Source organism: Trinickia camelliae (genome assembly GCF_053525655.1).
In genome coordinates, this window is the sequence record NZ_JBCHAA010000007.1 from 65,041 (window position 1) to 84,739 (window position 19,699).

General features: G+C 62.0%; 14 protein-coding genes. 8 read left to right on the top strand and 6 right to left on the bottom strand.

Annotated elements, in window-relative coordinates; genetic code table 11:
• Positions 1-27 precede the first annotated feature (27 nt).
• From AAHK20_RS13710 to AAHK20_RS13720, 3 genes are read right to left on the bottom strand one after another with little or no spacing between them, the layout of a single operon-like run.
• Positions 28-996, bottom strand: a complete 969-nt coding sequence (locus tag AAHK20_RS13710) for a GDP-mannose 4,6-dehydratase (protein WP_449182004.1) — start codon at positions 994-996, stop codon at positions 28-30.
• Positions 983-2,026 (bottom strand): GDP-mannose 4,6-dehydratase, encoded by a 1,044-nt coding sequence (gene gmd, locus AAHK20_RS13715; protein ID WP_449182005.1) that lies wholly within the window; start codon positions 2,024-2,026, stop codon positions 983-985. Before gmd ends, AAHK20_RS13710 begins: the two co-directional genes overlap by 14 nt.
• A 29-nt stretch (positions 2,027-2,055) precedes the next feature.
• Positions 2,056-3,108 carry an acyltransferase family protein gene (locus AAHK20_RS13720; protein ID WP_449182006.1) on the bottom strand — a complete coding sequence of 351 codons (1,053 nt, stop codon included), beginning with the start codon at positions 3,106-3,108 and terminating at the stop codon, positions 2,056-2,058.
• Between the two features lie 460 nt (positions 3,109-3,568).
• On the opposite strand from AAHK20_RS13720, the gene AAHK20_RS13725 reads away from it, so the two are divergent.
• Genes AAHK20_RS13725 through AAHK20_RS13735 form a run of 3 tightly spaced genes read left to right on the top strand, consistent with a single transcriptional unit; the run spans position 3,569 to position 9,727 of the window.
• Positions 3,569-5,734, top strand: coding sequence for an NHL repeat-containing protein (locus AAHK20_RS13725; protein WP_449182226.1), 2,166 nt, complete (start codon positions 3,569-3,571; stop codon positions 5,732-5,734).
• 55 nt (positions 5,735-5,789) lie between these two features.
• Positions 5,790-7,256: an oligosaccharide flippase family protein gene (locus AAHK20_RS13730; protein WP_449182007.1), complete on the top strand. Its 1,467-nt coding sequence runs from the start codon at positions 5,790-5,792 to the stop codon at positions 7,254-7,256.
• The gene (locus AAHK20_RS13735) at positions 7,253-9,727 is read left to right on the top strand and encodes a glycosyltransferase family 4 protein (RefSeq protein WP_449182008.1); all 2,475 of its coding nucleotides are present in this window, start codon (positions 7,253-7,255) and stop codon (positions 9,725-9,727) included. Before AAHK20_RS13730 ends, AAHK20_RS13735 begins: the two co-directional genes overlap by 4 nt.
• 113 nt (positions 9,728-9,840) lie before the next feature.
• On the opposite strand, the gene AAHK20_RS13740 is transcribed toward AAHK20_RS13735, so the two are convergent.
• Complete coding sequence (locus tag AAHK20_RS13740; RefSeq protein WP_449182009.1) at positions 9,841-11,031, bottom strand: acyltransferase family protein; 1,191 nt, start codon at positions 11,029-11,031, stop codon at positions 9,841-9,843.
• Between the two features lie 253 nt (positions 11,032-11,284).
• On the opposite strand from AAHK20_RS13740, the gene AAHK20_RS13745 reads away from it, so the two are divergent.
• Positions 11,285-11,428 carry a hypothetical protein gene (locus AAHK20_RS13745; protein ID WP_449182010.1) on the top strand — a complete coding sequence of 48 codons (144 nt, stop codon included), beginning with the start codon at positions 11,285-11,287 and terminating at the stop codon, positions 11,426-11,428.
• Between the two features lie 155 nt (positions 11,429-11,583).
• Positions 11,584-12,471 carry a UTP--glucose-1-phosphate uridylyltransferase GalU gene (gene galU, locus AAHK20_RS13750; RefSeq protein WP_449182011.1) on the top strand — a complete coding sequence of 296 codons (888 nt, stop codon included), beginning with the start codon at positions 11,584-11,586 and terminating at the stop codon, positions 12,469-12,471.
• Between the two features lie 151 nt (positions 12,472-12,622).
• Here the strand turns inward: galU and AAHK20_RS13755 are convergent, their stop codons facing one another.
• Positions 12,623-13,762, bottom strand: coding sequence for an acyltransferase family protein (locus AAHK20_RS13755; protein ID WP_449182012.1), 1,140 nt, complete (start codon positions 13,760-13,762; stop codon positions 12,623-12,625).
• 352 nt (positions 13,763-14,114) lie between these two features.
• Here AAHK20_RS13755 and AAHK20_RS13760 point away from each other — a divergent pair, with 352 nt between their 5' ends.
• The 3 genes from AAHK20_RS13760 to AAHK20_RS13770 all read left to right on the top strand — a co-directional run bounded on the left by AAHK20_RS13760 (position 14,115) and on the right by AAHK20_RS13770 (position 19,351).
• Positions 14,115-15,506: an ATP-grasp domain-containing protein gene (locus AAHK20_RS13760; protein WP_449182013.1), complete on the top strand. Its 1,392-nt coding sequence runs from the start codon at positions 14,115-14,117 to the stop codon at positions 15,504-15,506.
• The gene (gene serC / locus AAHK20_RS13765; protein WP_449182014.1) at positions 15,503-16,594 is read left to right on the top strand and encodes a 3-phosphoserine/phosphohydroxythreonine transaminase; all 1,092 of its coding nucleotides are present in this window, start codon (positions 15,503-15,505) and stop codon (positions 16,592-16,594) included. Before AAHK20_RS13760 ends, serC begins: the two co-directional genes overlap by 4 nt.
• 642 nt (positions 16,595-17,236) lie before the next feature.
• A complete protein-coding gene (locus AAHK20_RS13770; protein ID WP_449182015.1) occupies positions 17,237-19,351 on the top strand; it encodes a phosphocholine-specific phospholipase C in 2,115 nt (704 codons plus the stop codon).
• Between the two features lie 98 nt (positions 19,352-19,449).
• On the opposite strand, the gene AAHK20_RS13775 is transcribed toward AAHK20_RS13770, so the two are convergent.
• Positions 19,450-19,614: an FmdB family zinc ribbon protein gene (locus tag AAHK20_RS13775; RefSeq protein ID WP_449182016.1), complete on the bottom strand. Its 165-nt coding sequence runs from the start codon at positions 19,612-19,614 to the stop codon at positions 19,450-19,452.
• Between the last annotated feature and the right edge of the window lie 85 nt (positions 19,615-19,699).

The window sequence follows — 19,699 nt, forward strand, 5'->3', positions numbered from 1 at the left end:
CTCATGCGCTTAGGCGAGGTATGCCTGTCAGCCAGCCTCTGATTCGTTGCGCTGAAGCGTGAATCCTTCACGCATCGCCGCGGCCTCATACATCCATTCAAGCGTCTCCGCGAGCGGCGTCACCGGCACGCGTCCAATCGCCCGCTGCAGCTTGCGATTCGACCCAACCAGCCGATGCACCTCATTCGCCCGCAAAAACCGCGGATCGACGAACACCTCGATCTCGTAACCAGCGATGCGCGCAAGCATCGCGAGCACCTCGCCCAGCGAGTGCCCGACGCCTGAGCAGATGTTGAACGTCTCGCCCGCAGGCGCGGCCTCCAGCAGGCTGCCGTAAATCGCCACGACGTTGCGCACGTCGGAGAAATCGCGGCTCACGTTGAGGTTGCCTAGCGAAATCTTCGCCTCACGCCGAGCATGGTGGCCGACGATCTTCGGCAGCAAATAATCCTCGCGCTGCCCCACACCCGTGTAATTGAAAGGCCGCGCGACGATGATCGGCAAGCGGTCCGTCCAAAGCCGTGCGGCGTGTTCCATCGCCAGCTTGCTGACCGCGTAGTCGTTAGCAGGCGAGGGAGCGATGCTTTCGTCGAGCAGCTCGACGGGCGTATTGCCATAGACGTTCGCGCTGCTCGCGAGCAACACGGCGCGCGGCGGCTTATCGAGCGAGGCGAGCGCCGACAGCAAGTTGCGCGTCCCGACGATATTCACGAGGTACGTATTGCCCGCCGTGCCGTTCGCGACGTGCGCCGCGCCCGCGAGATGCACGACCACGTCGGGCCGTGCATCGGCGACCAGTGCTTTCATGCCTTCGGCGTCCAGCAGGTCGACGGAACTCACGAGATGCCGGTTCGAATCGGCATCCGTCAATTCGGGCGACACCGTGCCCCACACTTCATAGCCGGCGTCTTCGAGATAGTCGGCCATGTGCTGGCCGGTGAACCCGGCCAGCCCGGTGACGAGCGCGCGACGCCCTTGGCGCTCAGAAAGTCTCATGGTGCTGATTGCGTTCGAGATCGGCTTTGACCATCAGCTGGCACAGTTGCTCGAGCGTCGTCTCGGGCTGCCAGCCGAGCTTGTCCTTGGCCTTGTCCGCGCAGCCGATCAACAGATCGACTTCGGCGGGCCGGTAGAATTTCGGATTCACTTGCACGAGTACCTTGCCCGTCGACACGTCGAGCCCTTTCTCCTGCTCGCCTTTGCCCGTCCACTCGATCTGATAGCCGGCCGCCGAAAACGCCATGTCGACGAAGTCGCGCACCGTCTCCGTGCGATTGGTGGCGAGCACGTAGGTGTCCGGCTCGTCGGCCTGCAGCATGCGCCACATGCCTTCGACATATTCCTGCGCGAAGCCCCAGTCGCGCTTCGCATCGAGATTGCCGAGCTCGAGCTTGTCCGTTTTGCCGAGCTTGATCTTCGCGACGGTGTCGGTGATCTTGCGCGTGACGAATTCGCGTCCGCGCAGCGGCGACTCGTGATTGAACAGAATGCCGCTGCAGCCGAAGATGTTGTACGACTCTCGGTAATTGATCGTCGTCCAATGCGCGAACAGCTTGGCAACGCCATAGGGGCTGCGCGGGTAGAACGGCGTGGACTCCGATTGCGGAATCGCCTGTACCTTGCCGAACATTTCTGAGGTGGACGCCTGGTAGTAGCGCATGCGCGGATTGAGCAAGCGGATGGCTTCAAGCAGGTTCAGTGCGCCGATGCCGGTGACATCGGCCGTCGTCGCGGGCTGATCGAACGACACGCCGACGAAACTCTGCGCCGCGAGGTTGTAAAGCTCGCTCGCTTGCGCTTTTTCGAGCAGGCGCATGCTGGACCCGAGGTCGGTCAGATCGTGCTCGACGAGCGACAGGTTCGGATGCTGGCTGATGCCAAGTTCATCCATGCGCCAGAAATTCACGGAGCTGGTTCGCCGGTACGTGCCGGTGACGTGGTAGCCCTTTTCAAGCAGCAGCTTGGTGAGATACGCGCCGTCTTGTCCTGAGACACCGGTGATGATCGCTTTGCGTTGCGGGTCCATAGCGTTTCCCTAAGAGTGATGCGAGTGTTTTATTCGACGGTCAGCAGTTGGCGCGCTTCGTGGCGGGGCCCGCCGTGAATGAGCCGCTTTTCGAAGCCAAACCAGGTGAGGCTCGCGTAGGCGAGCGTGATGGCGAGCGCCGCCGCGGCCGCCGCGTAGCGGTTGTGGATGTGCGGCCAGAGCGCGTAAAGAATGCTCAAGTGAATGAGGTAGATCGTGTAGCTGATCGTGCCGATATAGACGAGCACGGGATGGCTCAAGAGGCGCTTCACGATCCCTTTGCTTTGCAGCGCGATCACGACCAGCGAGGTGCACAGAACCAGCGACACGCTATAGAGCCCGGCATTCGACAGCGGCGTATTGGCGGCGCGAAAGCGCGGATAGTGAAGATGCAGCCACGCGAGCACCGCGAGCGCTGCGAGAAAGCCGATATAGGCCACTACTTTCAAACGCGCGAGCGCATTGGCGTCTTGCCGTACCAGCACGGCCAGCAAGGCGCCTGCAGAGAGCAAGTCCATGCGAAACGGCGTGAGGTAGTAAATCGGCCAGAACGTATCGAAGAACGGCGTCGAGACCGCGCGCAGAACCGGCACGATGACGATCAAGGCCGCCGCGACGAAGAGCAGTGCGCGCTCCGACGCAAACAACACGACAAACGGCCAGAACAAATAAAACTGCTCTTCGACGGCAAGCGACCACAACACGTTGAGGCTCGGGTGGCCCGCTTGATCGAGCGCATCGCCGATGTTGGTGGCGAAGAACGTGTACCACTGCCAATGCTCGGCCCAGCCGAGACCAAACAGCAGCGACGAGACGACCATCAACAACAGATAAGGCGGCAGGATGCGGCGCGCACGACGCGCGTAGAAGTAGCTGAAATAGGACTGCCCGCGCGCTTTGCGATCGAGCAGGATGCCGGTGATCAAGAAACCGCTCAGCACGAAAAACAGGTCGACGCCCATCCATAACGGCGCTTTCAGCGCGTGCTGCGCGAATACGGCAAGCACGGCGATGGCGCGCAGGCCGTCCAATTGAACGATGCGTTCACGACGCGTAGCGGTGGGTAGTGCGCTGACAGTCATTGAGCGATCTATACGGTTTCGAGAATAAGCATGTGGCAATGGATTGGCGAAAGGGATTCGCGTATTGCCATGAGCGTGCTTGACGCTTTGCAGGCGCAATCGATTCTAGGGAAAAGAAATTGACGAAAAAACCGCTCAGTAATGAATGGGAATTAGGCCTGGCGGGCGGAATTTTCTACCTGGATGCTGCCTGGCGGGGGCGCGAATCGGTCGATATTGCGCGCAAAAAATCGCCCCGGTATATGCGTTTTTTTGTGCCGGGATCAAAAATTACGCGCATTCGCGAAACAAAATTCATTCGAAATTCTCGGAATTATTTGTCAATTCCTGCAGATATTTTTGCTTGTACTCTGAGTCGCCTTGAAAGGATTCCCCGATCAATCCCGGCTCAACTGGACCAGTGGGCCTCGAATGGAGGAACGCCTTGTTCCGCGCAATATCCTGTTCAACGCTTGCCGCCGTGCTGTGCGTCAGTTTCACGCTCGACGTGGGCGCTGTGCCTACGGAAACCGTGCTGCCTGCGTCGACGTCCTGGATCGGCAACAGCTTTGGCTATGGCGACGGCGCGTGGACGCCGATCAATATTGCCGCGATCGCTGTCGCGCCGGACGGCCGCGTCTATACGAACGCGCCCTGGGATGAAAGCGGCGCTGAAGTCAGCATCGTCAAGGACGGCAAGATGCTCGGCTTCGCGGGCGGCACGCACGGCTGGGGCAACACGGGCGGCAGCGCGATTGCGATCAACAGGCAGTATGCGTATATCGCGACTTCGGTCGGCAACGAGAAGGGTCGCCTCGTCGCGCAAGGCGTGTGGCCCGAATCCGGACAGCAATGGTTTGGTATTTCGCGCCGCGTGATCAGCGACGTCAAAGAGGTCGCGCCGCTGCGCTCCGTGAGCATGGAGCCGCGCGCGCGGCTGGCGGCGAGTTTCCTGATGATGAACCAGGTGCCCGTCGGCACGCGTGCGGAAATCGGCGGCCTGGCGGCGAACGATTCGATGCTTTACGCGGCGAATACGACGCGCGATGAGGTCGATAGCTACGACGCGGCGTCAATGCAGCCGAAGAACAAATGGACCGTGCACGAACCGGGTCGCTTGGCGATCGCTGGCGACGGCACGGTTTGGGTGTTGGCCGGCACGCTGACCGATTCGGCGCCGCATGTCGAGCACTATTCGGCAAGCGGTCAAAAGCTGGACGATACGCTGCCGCTGCCTGCCGATTCGGTTGCCGTGGACATCACCGTCGACGACAAAGGCCGCGTGCTGATCGCCGATAACGGTCCGCGCCAGCAAGTGCTCATTTTCAGCAAGCGGGATGGCCGCTACGCGCTCACCGACACGCTCGGCGAGCGCGGCGGGATCTACGCCGGAGCGCCGAGCCAGGCAGGGCGTCCCGGGCCGCTGCGCTTCAATGGCCTGACCGGCGTGGGCGTGGATGCCGCGGGAAATATCTACGTGTCGAGCAACGGCATCGGGCCGAAACTCGGCACGACAGGCGCGGGCCTCGGCGCGACGCTCGAAAGCTACGCGCCCGGTGGCCGCTTGCGCTGGCAAGTACAGGGGCTCTTGTTCGTCGACGGCGCGTGGGTGGACCCGGGCCGGCCCAACAGCGTCTTCACCGGCAACAAGCGTTTCGAACTCGACCTATCGAAGCCGGCAGGGCAGCAATGGAAGTACGCAGGCTTTCTCACGAACCGCTTCAAGTATCCGCAAGACCCCGTGCTCAGCACGGACCAATGGCCCGGCCTGCCGATGGCGCGCAAGCTCGACGGCCGCACGTTCCTGTATCTGACGGACATGTACGCGGATCACTTGAAGATCTACCGCTTCGATCCGCGGCGCGACGGCGAAACGGCGATTCCGTCGGGCTTCATCGCAGGGCGCGCGCGGCCTGTCGACAAGATTCCAAATCGTCCGCCGGGCGGCGACTGGATCTGGCGCGATACGAACGGCGACGGCAAGTTCGACAGCAGCGAATTCACGCTGAACACGACCAAGACCAAGCTCGCAGGCGGCTGGGGATGGTGGGTCGATGTGAAGGGCGATATCTGGCGCACGAGCGATCAGCGCGGCATTCACCGCTTCCGTTATGGCGGGCTCGATAGCGTCGGCAATCCGATCTATTCGTACGCGGATATGACGACGTACCCGATGCCCGCGCCGTTTTCCGAACTTCGGCGCGCGATCTACGAGCCGCAAACCGACACGCTCTACGTGACCGGCTACACGGCCGATGCGCCCGCAGGCGCGCAAGGCACGTGGAAGGAAGTCGGCCGGCTGCTGGTGCGCTACGACAAGTGGTCGACGGGTTCGCCCGTGCAGCGCTATGCGATCACGCTGCCGTGGGATACGAGCGCGAAGCCGATCCAGACGCTCATCAGCGTGACGGTCGAAGGCAAATACATCTTCGCGGTCGAACCGGCCGGCGACGTCCACGTGTACGACAAGGCGACAGGCGTGGCGATCGGCGTGATCAAGCCGGGGCCGGAAGTGGGCAACGCGTCGGGCTGGATCGACGTGCCCAACGGCATCAGCGCACACCAGCGCGACAACGGCGAATACCTGGTGTTCGTCGAAGAGGACGCGCGCGGCAAGGTGATGATGTACCGCTGGAAACCGCAATGAGCGCAGTGACCGCCATGACGTTGGCTTTCGCACGCATCAATCGATAGGGCATTCGATGGACAAGAGCATTCTCAAGAACGTCTCGATCAATTTTTTGGGGCTGATCCTGCCGACGTTCGTTTCGCTCGTGACGGTGCCGGCTTATATCAAGCTGCTCGGCGTCGAGCGTTACGGCGTGATCGCGCTCGTGTGGACCTTGATCGGCTACTTCGGGTTTCTCGATCTCGGCATGAGCATGGCCGCGCAGAATCAGATTTCGAAGGCGCGCGCGTCGAACGACGAGAGCTTGAGCGCGCGCGTGTTCTGGAGCGCGTTCTGGCTCAATCTGGCGACGGGCATTGCGGGCGGCTTGCTGATCTATTTCGGCGCGTTCATTTATACGGCCTACTTCACGAAGGTGTCGGCCGAGCTTCAGCATGAGGTGTATCGCGCGTTGCCGTGGCTTGCGGTCGCGATTCCGATTGCCAACGTGTCGTGGGTGTTCGCGGGCGCGATCAATGGCGCCGAGCGCTTCGGCGTCTACAACACCAATCAGACGATCGGCACGTTCCTCTTTCAACTGTTGCCGCTCGGCGCCGCGTGGCTGATTGCGCCGACGCTGCAGAGCGTGCTCGCCGCAGCGGTGGTCGCGCGCATTCTCGCGGCCGTGCTGCTCGCGCAGGCGAGCTTGAAAGTGCTCAATATCCGGCACATTGAGATGCCGCAACTCGGCGTCGCCAAGGGGCTCTTCAGCTTCGGCGGCTGGATGCTCATTGCGAGCATGACGAGCATGATCTCGGACACGCTGGATCGCGTGATGCTCGGCGCGGGGCTCGGCGCGCGCTTCGTCACGTACTACACAGTGCCGCAGAATCTCGTCACGCGGCTGAACATGCTGCCGAATGCGCTGATACGTACGCTGTTTCCGCGCTTGTCGGCTGTCGAGCGCGACCATGCCGACGAGCTCGTGCGGCAGTCGCTCGAATTCCTGAACGGCGTGTTCACGCCGGTCGCCATCGTCGCGATCATTGTGCTTGGGCCGTTCCTGCAAGTTTGGGTGGGCAGCGATATCGCGACCGCTTCGTCGCCGGTGGGCCGCATTCTGATCATCAGCGTCTGGCTCGTCGGGCAAGCGAGCGTGACGCGCATTCTGATCCAGTCGCAAGTCAATCCGGCGCGCGCCGCATGCGTAGGCCTCGTCGAGTTGCCGTTCTTTGTCGGGGCATTGTGGTTCGGCATCGCGCATTACGCGCTGGTCGGCGCGGCCGTTGTCGTCGCGAGCCGCGCGCTCGTCGACTATGGCGTGCTGCTGTATCTGTCCGCGATTCGCATGCGCCCGATCGTGCTCGACATGCTCGCGCACCTCGCCTTCTTGCTCGCGAGCCTCTATGCCGCGAATGCCGTGTCGAATCTCGCAACGCTCGCCGCCGTGGGGATCGTGCTGCTCGTGGCGAACGTCGGCTGGTCCATTTCGATGACGCCGGCGCTGCGCAATCTCGCGCGCGATCTGCTGCTTCGGTTGAATCTGAGGAATAGCGCATGAGCGATAACGTCTACGCAGACTATGACGAGGCCGCCGCGCGCGCGGTGGCCGTCGACGTCGATGGCGGCGCGAACCGCGTCGCACTCACCGAAACGAAAGGCCGTCCGCAGGCGGTGCCCGCCGCGCGCGCGTTGCGAGTGGCGATCGTGCACGACTGGCTCGTCACCTACGCGGGCGCGGAGAAGGTGCTCGAGCAGATCATCGCTTGCTTTCCGGACGCCGACGTATTCAGCCTCGTCGATTTTCTCGACGACAGGTCGTTCCTGCGCGGCAAGCGCGCGACGACATCGTTCATCCAAAAGCTGCCGATGGCGCGCAACAAGTACCGCTCGTACTTGCCGTTGATGCCGCTCGCGATCGAGCAGCTCGACGTCAGCGCCTACGATCTCGTCATCTCGAGCAGCCACGCGGTCGCAAAGGGCGTGCTGACCGGGCCGGACCAAGTCCACATCAGCTACGTGCATTCGCCGATTCGCTATGCGTGGGACTTGCAGCATCAATACCTCGTACAGTCGAAGCTGACTAGCGGCCTGAAATCCGCGCTTGCGCGCGTGATTCTTCACTACATCCGCAATTGGGACATTCGGACGTCGAACTCGGTCGATCACTTCGTCGCCAACTCGGCGTTCATCGCGCGCCGCATCAAGAAGGTGTATCAGCGCGACGCGCAGGTGATCTTTCCGCCGGTCGATGTCGAAGCCTTTTCGCTGAATACGCATAAGGAAGATTTCTATCTGACCGCGTCGCGCATGGTGCCGTACAAGAAGATCGATCTGATCGTCGAGGCGTTTGCGCGGATGCCGGGCAAGCGCCTCGTCGTGATCGGCGACGGCCCGGAAATGAACAAGATCCGCGCGAAAGCGGCGGGCAATGTCGAGATCATGGGCTATCAGCCGTTTGCGGTGCTGCACGACTGCATGCGTCGTGCGAAGGCGTTCGTGTTCGCGGCGGAAGAGGACTTCGGTATTTCGGTGGTCGAGGCGCAGGCGTGCGGCACGCCGGTGATCGCATTCGGCAAGGGCGGGGCGCTGGAGACGGTGCGCGATTTATCGCAGCCGCAGCCGACCGGCATGTTCTTCAACGAGCAAAGCGCGGGTGCGATCGAGGCCGCTGTCGATGCGTTCGAGCAAAACGCCGGGCGTTTCTCCGCGCAAGACTGCCGCGCCAATGCGCAGCGTTTCTCCGCGGCGCATTTCCGTCAACGCTTTACCGAGTATGTCGAGCGCGCGATGCCGGCGGTGTCGGCGCGTTCGTGGCCGGTTGCCGCGCCCTCGACGGCACGCGAGACGGTGTCGGGAGTCAAGGTGCTCGCAGTCGATCAAACGGGCTTGCTCGGCGGCGCGGAATTGTCGTTGCTCGAAATCGCGAAGAACCTCAAGGAAACGATGAACGTCGTGCTGTTTAACGACGGGCCGTTCCGGATCGCGTTGGAAGAGGCGGGCGTGAACGTCGACGTGCTCGATGCGCCCGCGTTGCACGGCATCAGCAAGGACGGCAAGGGTCTGCCGAAGATGCGTTCGCTGACCGGACTCGTCTCTTTGGTGCGAGAAACCTGCAAGCGTGCGCGCGATGCCGACATCATCTATGCGAATACGCAGCGCGCGATGGTGATCGGCGCGGTGGCGGGCGTATTTGCGCGCAAGCCGGTGGTGTGGCACTTGAGGGATATCGTCAGCGCCGAGCACTTTGGAGGCGCTCAGCGCACCATCATCAAGTGGGCGAGCAAGCTCGGCGTCGATCATGTGATCGCGAATTCGGACGCGTCGGCGCGGGAGTTCATTGCGTTGACGAAGGCCGATTCGAAGCGCGTCGATGTCGTGTTCAACGGTATCTCCGAGGGGCCGTTTGCGGAGCTCGAAGGTGTCGCGAACGGCGAGCTTCGCGCGCGCTTCAATTTGCCTTTGGACGCGTTTCTGGTCGGCGCCTACAGCCGGCTCGCGAGCTGGAAGGGACAGCACGTCTTGCTCGAAGCGATCGCGGCGAATCCCGGCATGCATGCGGTTCTCGTTGGCGCCGCGTTGTTCGGCGAGGACGAATACGAGGCTCAGCTACACGCCTATGTACAGGAACAGGGAATTGCCGACCGCGTGCATTTCCTCGGGTTCCAGCGCGATATTGCGGCGTGCATGAAGGCCGTCGACGTCGTCGCTCATACGTCGATCACGCCGGAGCCGTTCGGCCGGGTGATCGTCGAGGGCATGCTGGCGAAGCGGCCGGTGGTGGCGTCGCGTGCGGGCGGCGTAGTCGAGATCGTCGATGACGGCGTGAACGGCATGCTGTGCAAGCCGGGCGACGCGCAAGCGCTCGCCAAGACGCTTGCTGAGTTGCAAACGAATGCGCAGCTGCGTGCGCGGCTTGTCGAGAATGGCTATGCGACGGCGCGGCGCAGGTTCGGCACGCGGAACTATGTGCAAAGCGTCGAGCGGGTGCTGAGTGATGTGGCTGGGAAGAGGGGCAAGCTCAAGAAGTAGCCAAAAAACTAAAGGCGTAGCCCCGTGAGGGGTACGCCTTTAAGCGTCTTCAGCCAGCCAGCTAATGCACAGGACCTACTTCAAGACTTAAGGCATTGACGGGCGCGGGCTGATCAAGCGCCACGCCGAGACGACACGCCGCGCGGCTTGATACTCGCCGACCACTGCATCGCAGGCAATTCAACGAGCCGGTAAAACACATAGGCCACGGCGATCGCGACCAGCATGAAGCCGAACGACGGCCAGATCGAAAGTTGCAGCGTCGAACGAAACAGCACCGACGCGAGGCACACGAAAATCGGCAGGTGAATGAGGTACAGCGAATAGCTGAAATCGCCGAAGCGCCCGAGCACGCGCGCCACGAGATTGGGTTTTCCGGCACTGTCCAGCGCCTTGTACAGATAGCATGCAAAACCAAGCGCCCAAAGCTGGAACGCGCCGTATTGTCCAAAGTGGAAGGCGACGCAGCCAAGCGCGATCAGCACCGCTGCGGCGGCGTACCAAAGAAAGGTTTTGTGCGTGTCGGTTTTGGCCGTAGAGCGAATGTCGGCTATATACGCGCCGATCGTCCACGACAGCCAGTAGGACGTGAAGAACTGCAGGTCATGGCGTTCCAGCACAAGGGCCGATACGACATTCACCACCGCCACGGCGCCCAGCACCGCATTGATCCCGAACCGCCGCCGCGCGGCGAAGAGCAGCGGGTAAATGGCGTAGAACTGCACCTCGAGCGACAACGTCCAAAGCGCCCCATTCGAGCCATACGTATACCCCGCCACGCCTTGCAGCGAAAACAGGTTGACGAGAAACGGCATCAGGCCGATCTCGCGAATCTTGTGGCTGACCGGCGGGAAATGGAGGCTGATCGTATCGAGCGCGAACGTGAGCAGCAATGCGGCGAGCAACACCGGATAGATGCGTGCAAAGCGCCGCGCCCAGAAATTCCCTGCGTCGAGCCGGTATTGCGGGTTCGCGGCAAGCCGCGTCGCTGAATTGCGATGAATACAGTAGCCGCTGATGACGAAGAAGATCGGCACGCCCGCCGAGCCCCAGGCAATCGGCAGCGTCAGATAGCCGGCGATGGCGCTGAGATTCAAGGCGTGTCCGACCGTGCGGTGAAACTGCTCCATGCCGACCCACACGACTTGCCGGCAATGAAAGTACGCGACCAGGAGCGCTGCGAAGCCGCGCATCGCGTCGATGACGAAGTCTTTCGGGGCCGCCGCCGCTCTCGCCTCGGGCTGACGGATGGCGGAGAACGCGGGGTTCGCGACGGCAGTCTGCAACGCTTGGGAATCGCTCATTCGAGATCGTCGTCCGTGCTGTTGGGAAGTCTTGGCGCGGCGCGCATACCGGATCGCCAGGGAGCGCAAGCCGCCCTTCATCCTAGCGCAGCGAGAATGCGCGAAATAAGGAAATTAATTCGCAAGCTTTACTCATTTTGATAAGCCAGCTGGAAATGATTTCCGGAAAAAATCGCGCACGGGAAGCGTCAATTATTTGCCGATTTTTTCATGTTAGTTTGACGTTCGGAACGATCAGACAAGGAGTTGCGTCATGGACTTGCATTGGATTGCTGGCGTCGCGGTGCTGTTGGTCCTGGTGGCGATCTCGGCCTATCGAGACGCGCTGAAGAACGAGCCGATCGGTCATTTCGGCATGGCCCACGGCGATCTTCCGCAAATGGAAGAAATCGAATAGCAAATGAATTGTTGAAGCAGGTCAAATTTACTCGATTCATTTTCGTATATCGGTAAATTCGAATTGAAGACATGAATTGGAGACATGAGCGGGTAAAAGCGGCGGCCCGCTCATTTCATCAGCACGTTTTTACAAACCGACCGGGAATTCTCACGATGTTGAAAGTCACCAAAGCCGTGTTCCCTGTGGCGGGCCTCGGCACACGGTTCCTTCCGGCCACTAAGGCAAGCCCCAAGGAGATGCTGCCCATCGTCGACAAGCCGCTCATTCAGTACGCGGTCGAGGAGGCGATCGCGGCGGGGATTACCGAAATGATCTTCGTCACGGGGCGCAGCAAGCGCGCCATCGAAGATCACTTCGACAAGTCGTACGAGATCGAGGCAGAGCTCGAGGCGCGCGGCAAGCAGAAGCTGCTCGATCTCGTGCGCAGCATCAAGCCGAGCCATGTCGACTGCTTCTACGTGCGGCAGCCGGAGGCGCTCGGCCTCGGGCATGCCGTGCTGTGCGCCGAGAAGCTCGTCGCCGACCATCCGTTCGCGGTGATTCTCGCCGACGACTTGCTGCATGGTCCTCAGCCGGTGATGAAGCAGCTCGTCGACGTGTTCAATCACTATCACAGCTCCGTGGTCGGCGTCGAAGCGATCGCGCGCGAAGACAGCCGCTCGTACGGCGTGGTCGAAGGGCGCGAGTGGGAAGAGGACGTCATCAAGCTCTCGGGCATCGTGGAAAAGCCCGCGCCGGAAGTCGCGCCGTCGAATCTCGGCGTGGTGGGGCGCTACGTCTTGATGCCGAGCATCTTCGATCACATCAAGAAGCTGAAGCCAGGTGCGGGCGGCGAGCTGCAATTGACGGACGCGTTGCAATCGCTACTCACCGAGGAGCAAGTGCTCGCCTACCGCTACTACGGCACGCGTTTCGACTGTGGCAGCAAGCTCGGATATCTGAAGGCGACCGTCGAGCTGGCGCTGCGTCACCCTGAAGTCAGCAAAGAATTCGAAGCGTACTTGCGTGGCTGTCTGCCGGCTTTTGCGACTGCCGCCTGAGGCCGCTTCACTTCATTGATCGCGTTCCCCGTTGGCATTGCCGCCGCAACGACGTTGCGGGGCGATGCCTTTTTTCTTTGTCTTGCGTGTTCGAAGATACTCAGAGGAAGGGCCCGCATTCGCGGTCCCTCTTCTATCGCCCGGAAGCGAATCAATATGGCTGCGGCTGCGGGCGTACGCGCACGCGGCTCCTCAGTGCAGCCTCGATCGGCTTCTTGAGCGCGAGCACGCGCTTTTCCAGCAGATGCCACGACAAGTGCGCCAGCAGGAATGACAGCTGAAATTGCAGCACGATGGGCAGCGCGTGCTGGAGCGCGATCGGCACATGCAATCGCGCGTAGAGCGCGGGCGCCTCGCCGAGCTTCGTCGGGATGAGGTTGTGAAACAGATAGAACCCGTAGCTGATCTTGCCGAGGTAGTCGAGGGCGGGTGTTTCCAGTGCGGTAACGAGCGCGCTGTCTTGCCGGCTGACGACGTGAAGAAAGACCGCGCACAGCGAAACCGAAAGGCCGAGATCGACCCATCCGAGCGCCACGGGCCCCAGCGTGGGCGCCCATAGCGGCTGCGAAACGCAGGCGCATGTTCCGGCGAGCGCGATCGCCAGCCACGACGTACGGCGCGCATGTGAGGCAACTTGGACGCCAATTCGCGCATCGTCGCGTGCCATGCCGCACATCCCGCCTAACGCGAGCAGCGCGAAATTCCACGGCGAAAGCGCGTAAATCAACGGCTGGCTTGCGCCGCGCGCGTAGAGCACGAGATGCAGCACCGCGCAGACCAGAACGATCGCCGCGCACATCCGCAAGTGCCGCGATGCGCGCGTGAGGACCAGCGCGAAAGGCGCGACGAGATAGAACTGCTGCTCGATCGCGAGGCTCCAGAAGTGCGAGACGGTCCCGGGCCACTTATCGATGACGAGGGCGATCCAGAAATTCGACAGAAACGCGAAGTGCCATAGGAGCCCAAGATGGACGCCGCGCTGATAGAAGAGGCGATGGGCGATCGTCAACGCGATCAGCAGCAGGTAGTAAACCGGAAAGATGCGCAGCGCGCGCTTGACGAAGAACACCGCAATGACGGTGCGGCCTTGCTGCGTGCCGTGCTCGATGCCGACGCGGTTGCGATGCAGCTCGCCGACGATCAGAAACCCGCTGATGAAGAAGAAGATCCAAACGCCGAGCTTGCCCGCATCGATGGCCTCGAAGTGCGCCTTGTGCGACAGGAAGACCAGTATGACCGCCAGCGCTCTGAGACCGTTCAAGCCCTTCACGTGCTTCGTACTGTTTTCCATGGCTGTTCCAGAGTACGAATGACGCGAAAGTATAGGCAGGCATTTATTCGCGATTAATTCTGAAGACTTCTACAAAGACGACATTCGTCTTTCGCGGTTGGGACGAATATTGGCGATTTGAAAGATTGTGCAAGGTTACGCGGGCCTAAGCCGTGCGGTCTTAATAAGCCGCTCTGTCATCGGCATGACACAAGCATGCGAATGCGCGCAGGCGCGGTAGCGCTTACGGCGAGCAGCAAGCGTAAATTTTCGTAACCCGAATATGCGGCGCTGTAACGTGGATGACAGCAGGTGCGGGTATGCTTCGGGCGCCCCCACCCGGGCCCCACGAACGGATTCAACCCCTACGGCGATGACACGAGACTCCGACTCCGCCAGCGGCGAGCCGCAAGCGGCCCAGCCGCCCGACGCGCTGGTGCGCGCGCTCGCCGCCGCGCCGCGAGACGCCGCGTTGCATCGCTCGATGGCGGACGCGCGGCGCACGCTTGGCGACGAGCTTGGCGCGCTCGCGCACTTGATTGCCGCGCAAACGCTCGATGCTTTTGCGGCGGGGTCGCCCGATGCGTCGGTCAGCGAGTTATGCACGGTCGCCACGGGTTACTTCATGAAGGGCGATAGCGATACGGCTGCTAACTGGTACCGCCTGGTGCTTGCCATCGATCCGCGCGCCGCGATCGCTTATCAGAATCTCGCCGCCATTCATGCGAACGAGGGCCATATTGCGGAAGCCGAAGCGTGCCGCGCCAAAGCCTATGAAATTCAGCGCGTGTTCGTCGAACGCTCGGGCGAGCCGGTTCGCGACGTGCTGATCCTTTGCACGGGCGCGAGTAGCGGCAATGTGCCGTTTGACGCGCTGCTGCCGAGCGCAAAGTGCGGCCGGATCAAATACGCGATCGACTACGCGCACGACGGCGAAGACGCGCATCTGCCGCCATACGATCTCGTCTTCAACGCGATCGGCGATCCGGATATCGCCGCTCCGCTCGCCGACAGGCTCAAGCGCTTCGCGGCGCGCTGCGAGCGCGCCTTGCTCAATCCGCCCGCCGCGATAGAGCGGACGTTTCGCGATCGGCTTCCGGGCTCGCTGAGCGATCTCGAAGGCGTTGCTACGGCCGCTTGCATTCGCTCGGAAACGCCGCCCGCGTCACGCGCCGAACTCTACGCGCGGCTGGCGGCCGGCGGGCTCGCGTTGCCGGTATTGGCGCGTCCCGCCGCGACGCATGGCGGCGAAGGTCTCTCGCGCTGCGATTCGCTCGACGCGCTCGAAGCTGGACTAAAGACGTTTAAAGGCGCGCACTATCTGACGGCGTTCTCCGACTATCGCTCGGCCGACGGCTACTACCGCAAGTACCGGATGATCTTCGTCGACCGCGAGCCTTACCCCTACCATCTCGCGATTTCGCCGCATTGGATGGTGCATTACTTTTCCGCCGAGATGGAACAGCACGCCTGGAAGCTCGCCGAAGAGCGGCGCTTTCTCGAAGACCCGCGTGCCGCGCTCGGCGGCGGCGCGATGGACGCGGTCGCGGCCATCGCGCGCAAGCTCGACTTGGACTACGGCGGCATCGATTTCACCGTGCTGCCTGATGGACGCGTCTTCGTCTTCGAAGCGAACGCGACGATGCTGGCGCACTTCGAACGCGCTGACGGTGTGCTCGCCCATAAGAATCGGCACGTGCAGCGTATCGTCGACGCGTTCGAGCGGATGCTGGCGCGTCGAACCATCACTAAGGACGGCGCGTGAACGAGCAAAAGAATTTCTCGGGCGGCCCCGGCGCACTGCCGCTTGCCGTATTGCGCCAAACGCGCGATGCGATCGAGGCGTTGCCCGAGACGGGGCTGTCCGTGCTCGGCATGAGCCACCGTTCCGCGTGGTTCCGCGCCGTGCTCGACGAAGCCGAACAGAACCTGCGCACGCTGCTCGGCATTCCAAGCCACTATCACGTGCTGTTCATGCAGGGCGGCAGCAGTCTGCAATTCTCAATGCTGCCGATGAATTTTTTGCGCGGCACGAAGCAGCGCGCCGAATACATCGTCTCCGGTTACTGGAGCGCCAAGGCGCCGCCGGAAGCGCGTCACGAAGGGCAGGTGAGCGTCGTCTGGGACGGCTATGACGGTGGCTACACGCGCTTGCCGCATGCGGACGAATTGCCGTTGTCGCGCAATGCCGCGTATCTGCATTACGTGTCGAACGAAACGGTCGAGGGCCTGGAATTTACCGAGGTGCCCGGCTTGCCCGATGTGCCGCTCGTGTGCGATATGTCGTCGAATCTGCTCGCGGGGCCGGTCGATATCGAACGCTACGCAATGATCTACGCGCATGCGCAAAAGAACCTTGGACCGTCCGGCGTCACGGTCGTCATTCTGCGTGACGACTTCGCGCGCCGCGCGCGCGGCTCGTTGCCGACGATGCTCGATTACCGCACGCATATCGACACGCGCTCGCTCTACAACACCCCGCCTGTGTTCGCGATCTACGTGCTGATGCTCGTCACGCGGTGGCTGCGCGATGATATCGGCGGCGTGGGGGCGATGGCGGAAATCAACCACGCAAAAGCGCGCGCGGTGTACGGCGCGCTCGACGCGCATCCCGGCTTTTATCGCGTGCATGCGGAGCGGCCCTACCGCTCTTCGATGAACATTGCGTTTCGCTTGCCCGATGCGGTGACCGAGACGCTCTTCCTCGATGCAGCGAAACGCGACGGCTTGCATGGGCTAGAAGGGCACCGCTCGATTGGCGGCTTGCGTGCTTCGCTGTACAACGCGGTGACGCCGGAAGCCACAGCAACGCTCGCGCAATGGATGACCGAATTCGCGCAGCGATACGGCTAATCGGCATTCGCACGCGCGTCAATCGCGAGCGGTCTATATTCCAAAAGCCACTTCTAAAGTCGCATGGAAAATACCGCTTCGCTATTTTTAAAGTGGTCTACTCCAATTCATCAATTGGACATGATCGCTTTCTATCCTTAAGCGCCAAACCGTATGGCGCCTTTCCAATTCTTGTTGCGCCGACGCTCATTTCGCGTGTGGAGAGAGATCGTGCACATCAGGTCCCGTTTCGTTTGCGTTTGCGCAGCGGCATTCGCTTGCGTAGCCGTGTCCGCTTGCGGCAATGACGACGGCTCGAGCGCGCAAGGCCAGCAGAATGCGGCCGTTCGCTCGCCCCAGTTGCCCGGTGCGTCGCTTGCAGGCGCACGCGTGAACGCGCCACAGGCTCCGCTTCTCGCGCAAGGATTCGATACACCTCAGCCGAGCGCCGCAACAGGCGCCTCGGCAGCGCGCCCGCTTCTTCCGCCCGTCTTCCACACGGCGGATTGAATTAGACGCAGCAGCCTGGTTTTATTCGCTTTGCCGTTGTCCGCTTTTTCGTGCTTTTCGCAGTTCGGTTGTCCCCCCAAAAGGCTGTATTCACCGACGCGTATCGCCCGCTCGCGTGCCGTCTTATTCCATCCTTATCTAAAAGAAACGAATATGACTTCGAATAGCCGACGTGACTTTCTGCGCGCCACCGCTCAAGCGGCTGGCGCTGCAGCCGCGATGGGTGCGTTGCCCGCTGGCATCCGCAACGCACTCGCCATTCCCGCCAACAATGCGACCAAGAGCATCGAGGACGTGCAGCACATCGTCGTCCTGATGCAGGAGAACCGTTCGTTCGACCACTACTTCGGCACGCTGCGTGGCGTGCGCGGATACGGCGACAAGCGCACGATCACGCTGCCCACGGGCAAGCCGGTCTGGTATCAGCCGCTCGCGGGCGACCTCGGGTATGTGCTGCCGTTCCGCCCGAGCGCGCCCGATCTCGGCCTGCAGTTCATCCAGGACTTGCCGCACGACTGGAACACGACGCACACGGCGTGGAACAGCGGCAACTACGACCAGTGGGTGCCGGCCAAGGGCACGACGACGATGGCCTACCTGACGCGTCAGGACATCCCGTTCCACTACCAGCTCGCCGACGCGTTCACGATTTGCGATGCGTACCACTGCTCGGGCATGACCCCGACCGATCCGAACCGCTACTACATGTGGACCGGCTGGGTGGGCAACGACGGCAGCGGCGGCGGCCCCGTGATCGACAATGCGGAAGCGGGCTATGGATGGTCGACCTATCCGGAAGTGCTTCAGAAAGCGGGCATTTCGTGGAAGATCTATCAGGACATCGGCACGGGCCTGAACGCGGCCGGTTCGTGGGGCTGGGGTAGCGACGCGTACATCGGCAACTACGGCGACAACTCGCTCCTGTACTTCAACCAGTATCGCAACGCGCAGCCGGGCAACCCGCTCTACGACAACGCGCGCACGGGCACCAACGTCGCGGTGAGCGGCGGCTATTTCGACATCCTCAAGCAAGACGTGGCGAACGGTACGCTGCCGCAAGTGTCGTGGATCGTCGCGCCGGAAGCCTATTCGGAGCATCCGAACTGGCCCGCGAACTACGGTGCGTGGTACGTCGATCAAGTGCTGCAGATCCTGACGTCGAATCCCGACGTGTGGAGCAAGACGGTGCTGCTCGTCACCTACGACGAGAACGATGGCTTCTTCGATCACGTCGCGCCGCCGTATGCGCCGTGGTCGAGCGCGGCGGGCTTGTCGACGGTCGATACGAACAACGAATACTTCCCAGGCAATTCGACGTATTCAGCGGGCCCCTATGGCCTCGGACCGCGCGTGCCGATGCTCGTGGTGTCGCCGTGGTCCAAGGGCGGCTGGGTGTGTTCGGAAACGTTCGACCACACGTCGATCATCCGCTTCATCGAGCGCCGCTTCGGCCATCATCACAACCTCTCCGAGTCGAACATCACCGCGTGGCGCCGCACGGTGTGCGGCGACCTCACGCGCGCCTTCGACTTCACGAACCCGAACGCCGCGCTTCCGACGTTGCCGAGCACGAGCGGCTACGTGCCGCCCGATCAGAATCGTCACCCGGACTACGTGCCGGTTCCGCCGCTCGTCCAGGCGATTCCACAGCAAGAGCCCGGCGTGCGTCCGGCGCGCGCGCTGCCGTACGAACTCTTCGTGCGTGGTCTGCCGCAAGCGAACCAAGGCAAGTTCAATATCGAGTTCGTCAACTCGGGCGAGGCCGGCGCCGCGTTCTCCGTCTACGCCGCGCACAGCACGGGCGCGCCGCGCGCGTACACGGTCGACGCGGGTCATCGTCTCAAGGATCAGCTCGCGTTGAACTCGGACGGCAGCTACGGCTTCGCCGTGCATGGCCCGAACGGGTTCTTCCGCCGCCTCGCCGGCAAGGCGGTGGCGATGCACTGGTGGAACGGGACGGAGACGGCGATTCCGGATGTCGCGGAAGGCTATGACGTCGCCAACGGCAATATCCAGTTGACGCTCAAGAACATGGGCAACGCGGCGTGCCAGTTCACGATCTTCAACGCGTACGACCGCGGCAATCTGATCCGCCGGTCGGTGGCGGGCGGCGACAGCGTCAACCTGTATATCGATCTGCGTGCGCAATACGGCTGGTACGACCTGCGCGTGACGGTCGATACGGATGCGTCGTTCGAGCGTTGGCTGGCCGGTCACGTCGAAACGGGCAGCGACAGCATGAGCGATCCGTCGCTGGGTCAATCGTGATCGGGTGTTGCGGTTGTTGAACTAACGACGCATCGGACCCGCGCTTGCCGCGGGTTCATGGAAGGGGGCCCGATGGGCCCCCTTCTTTTCGCCGATGCTCAGCTTTTTCTCGTCGTCTGCGCGACAAATGGCGTGGGTACGTGTTGAACCTGCTCGCTTCCGCACTTGGGGCAAGGCGGATGAGCCTTGTCATGTTCGGCGAGGTGTTCGATATGCTCGAACGTTTCGCCGCACTTTTCGCAACGATATTGGTAAGTCGGCATGGCAGTCCTCCGGCACGAGTCCTGCACGTACTTGGCCCCTACGCGCTGCGGGCGGTGTGCGGCACTCTAACGATTCATTGTAGTG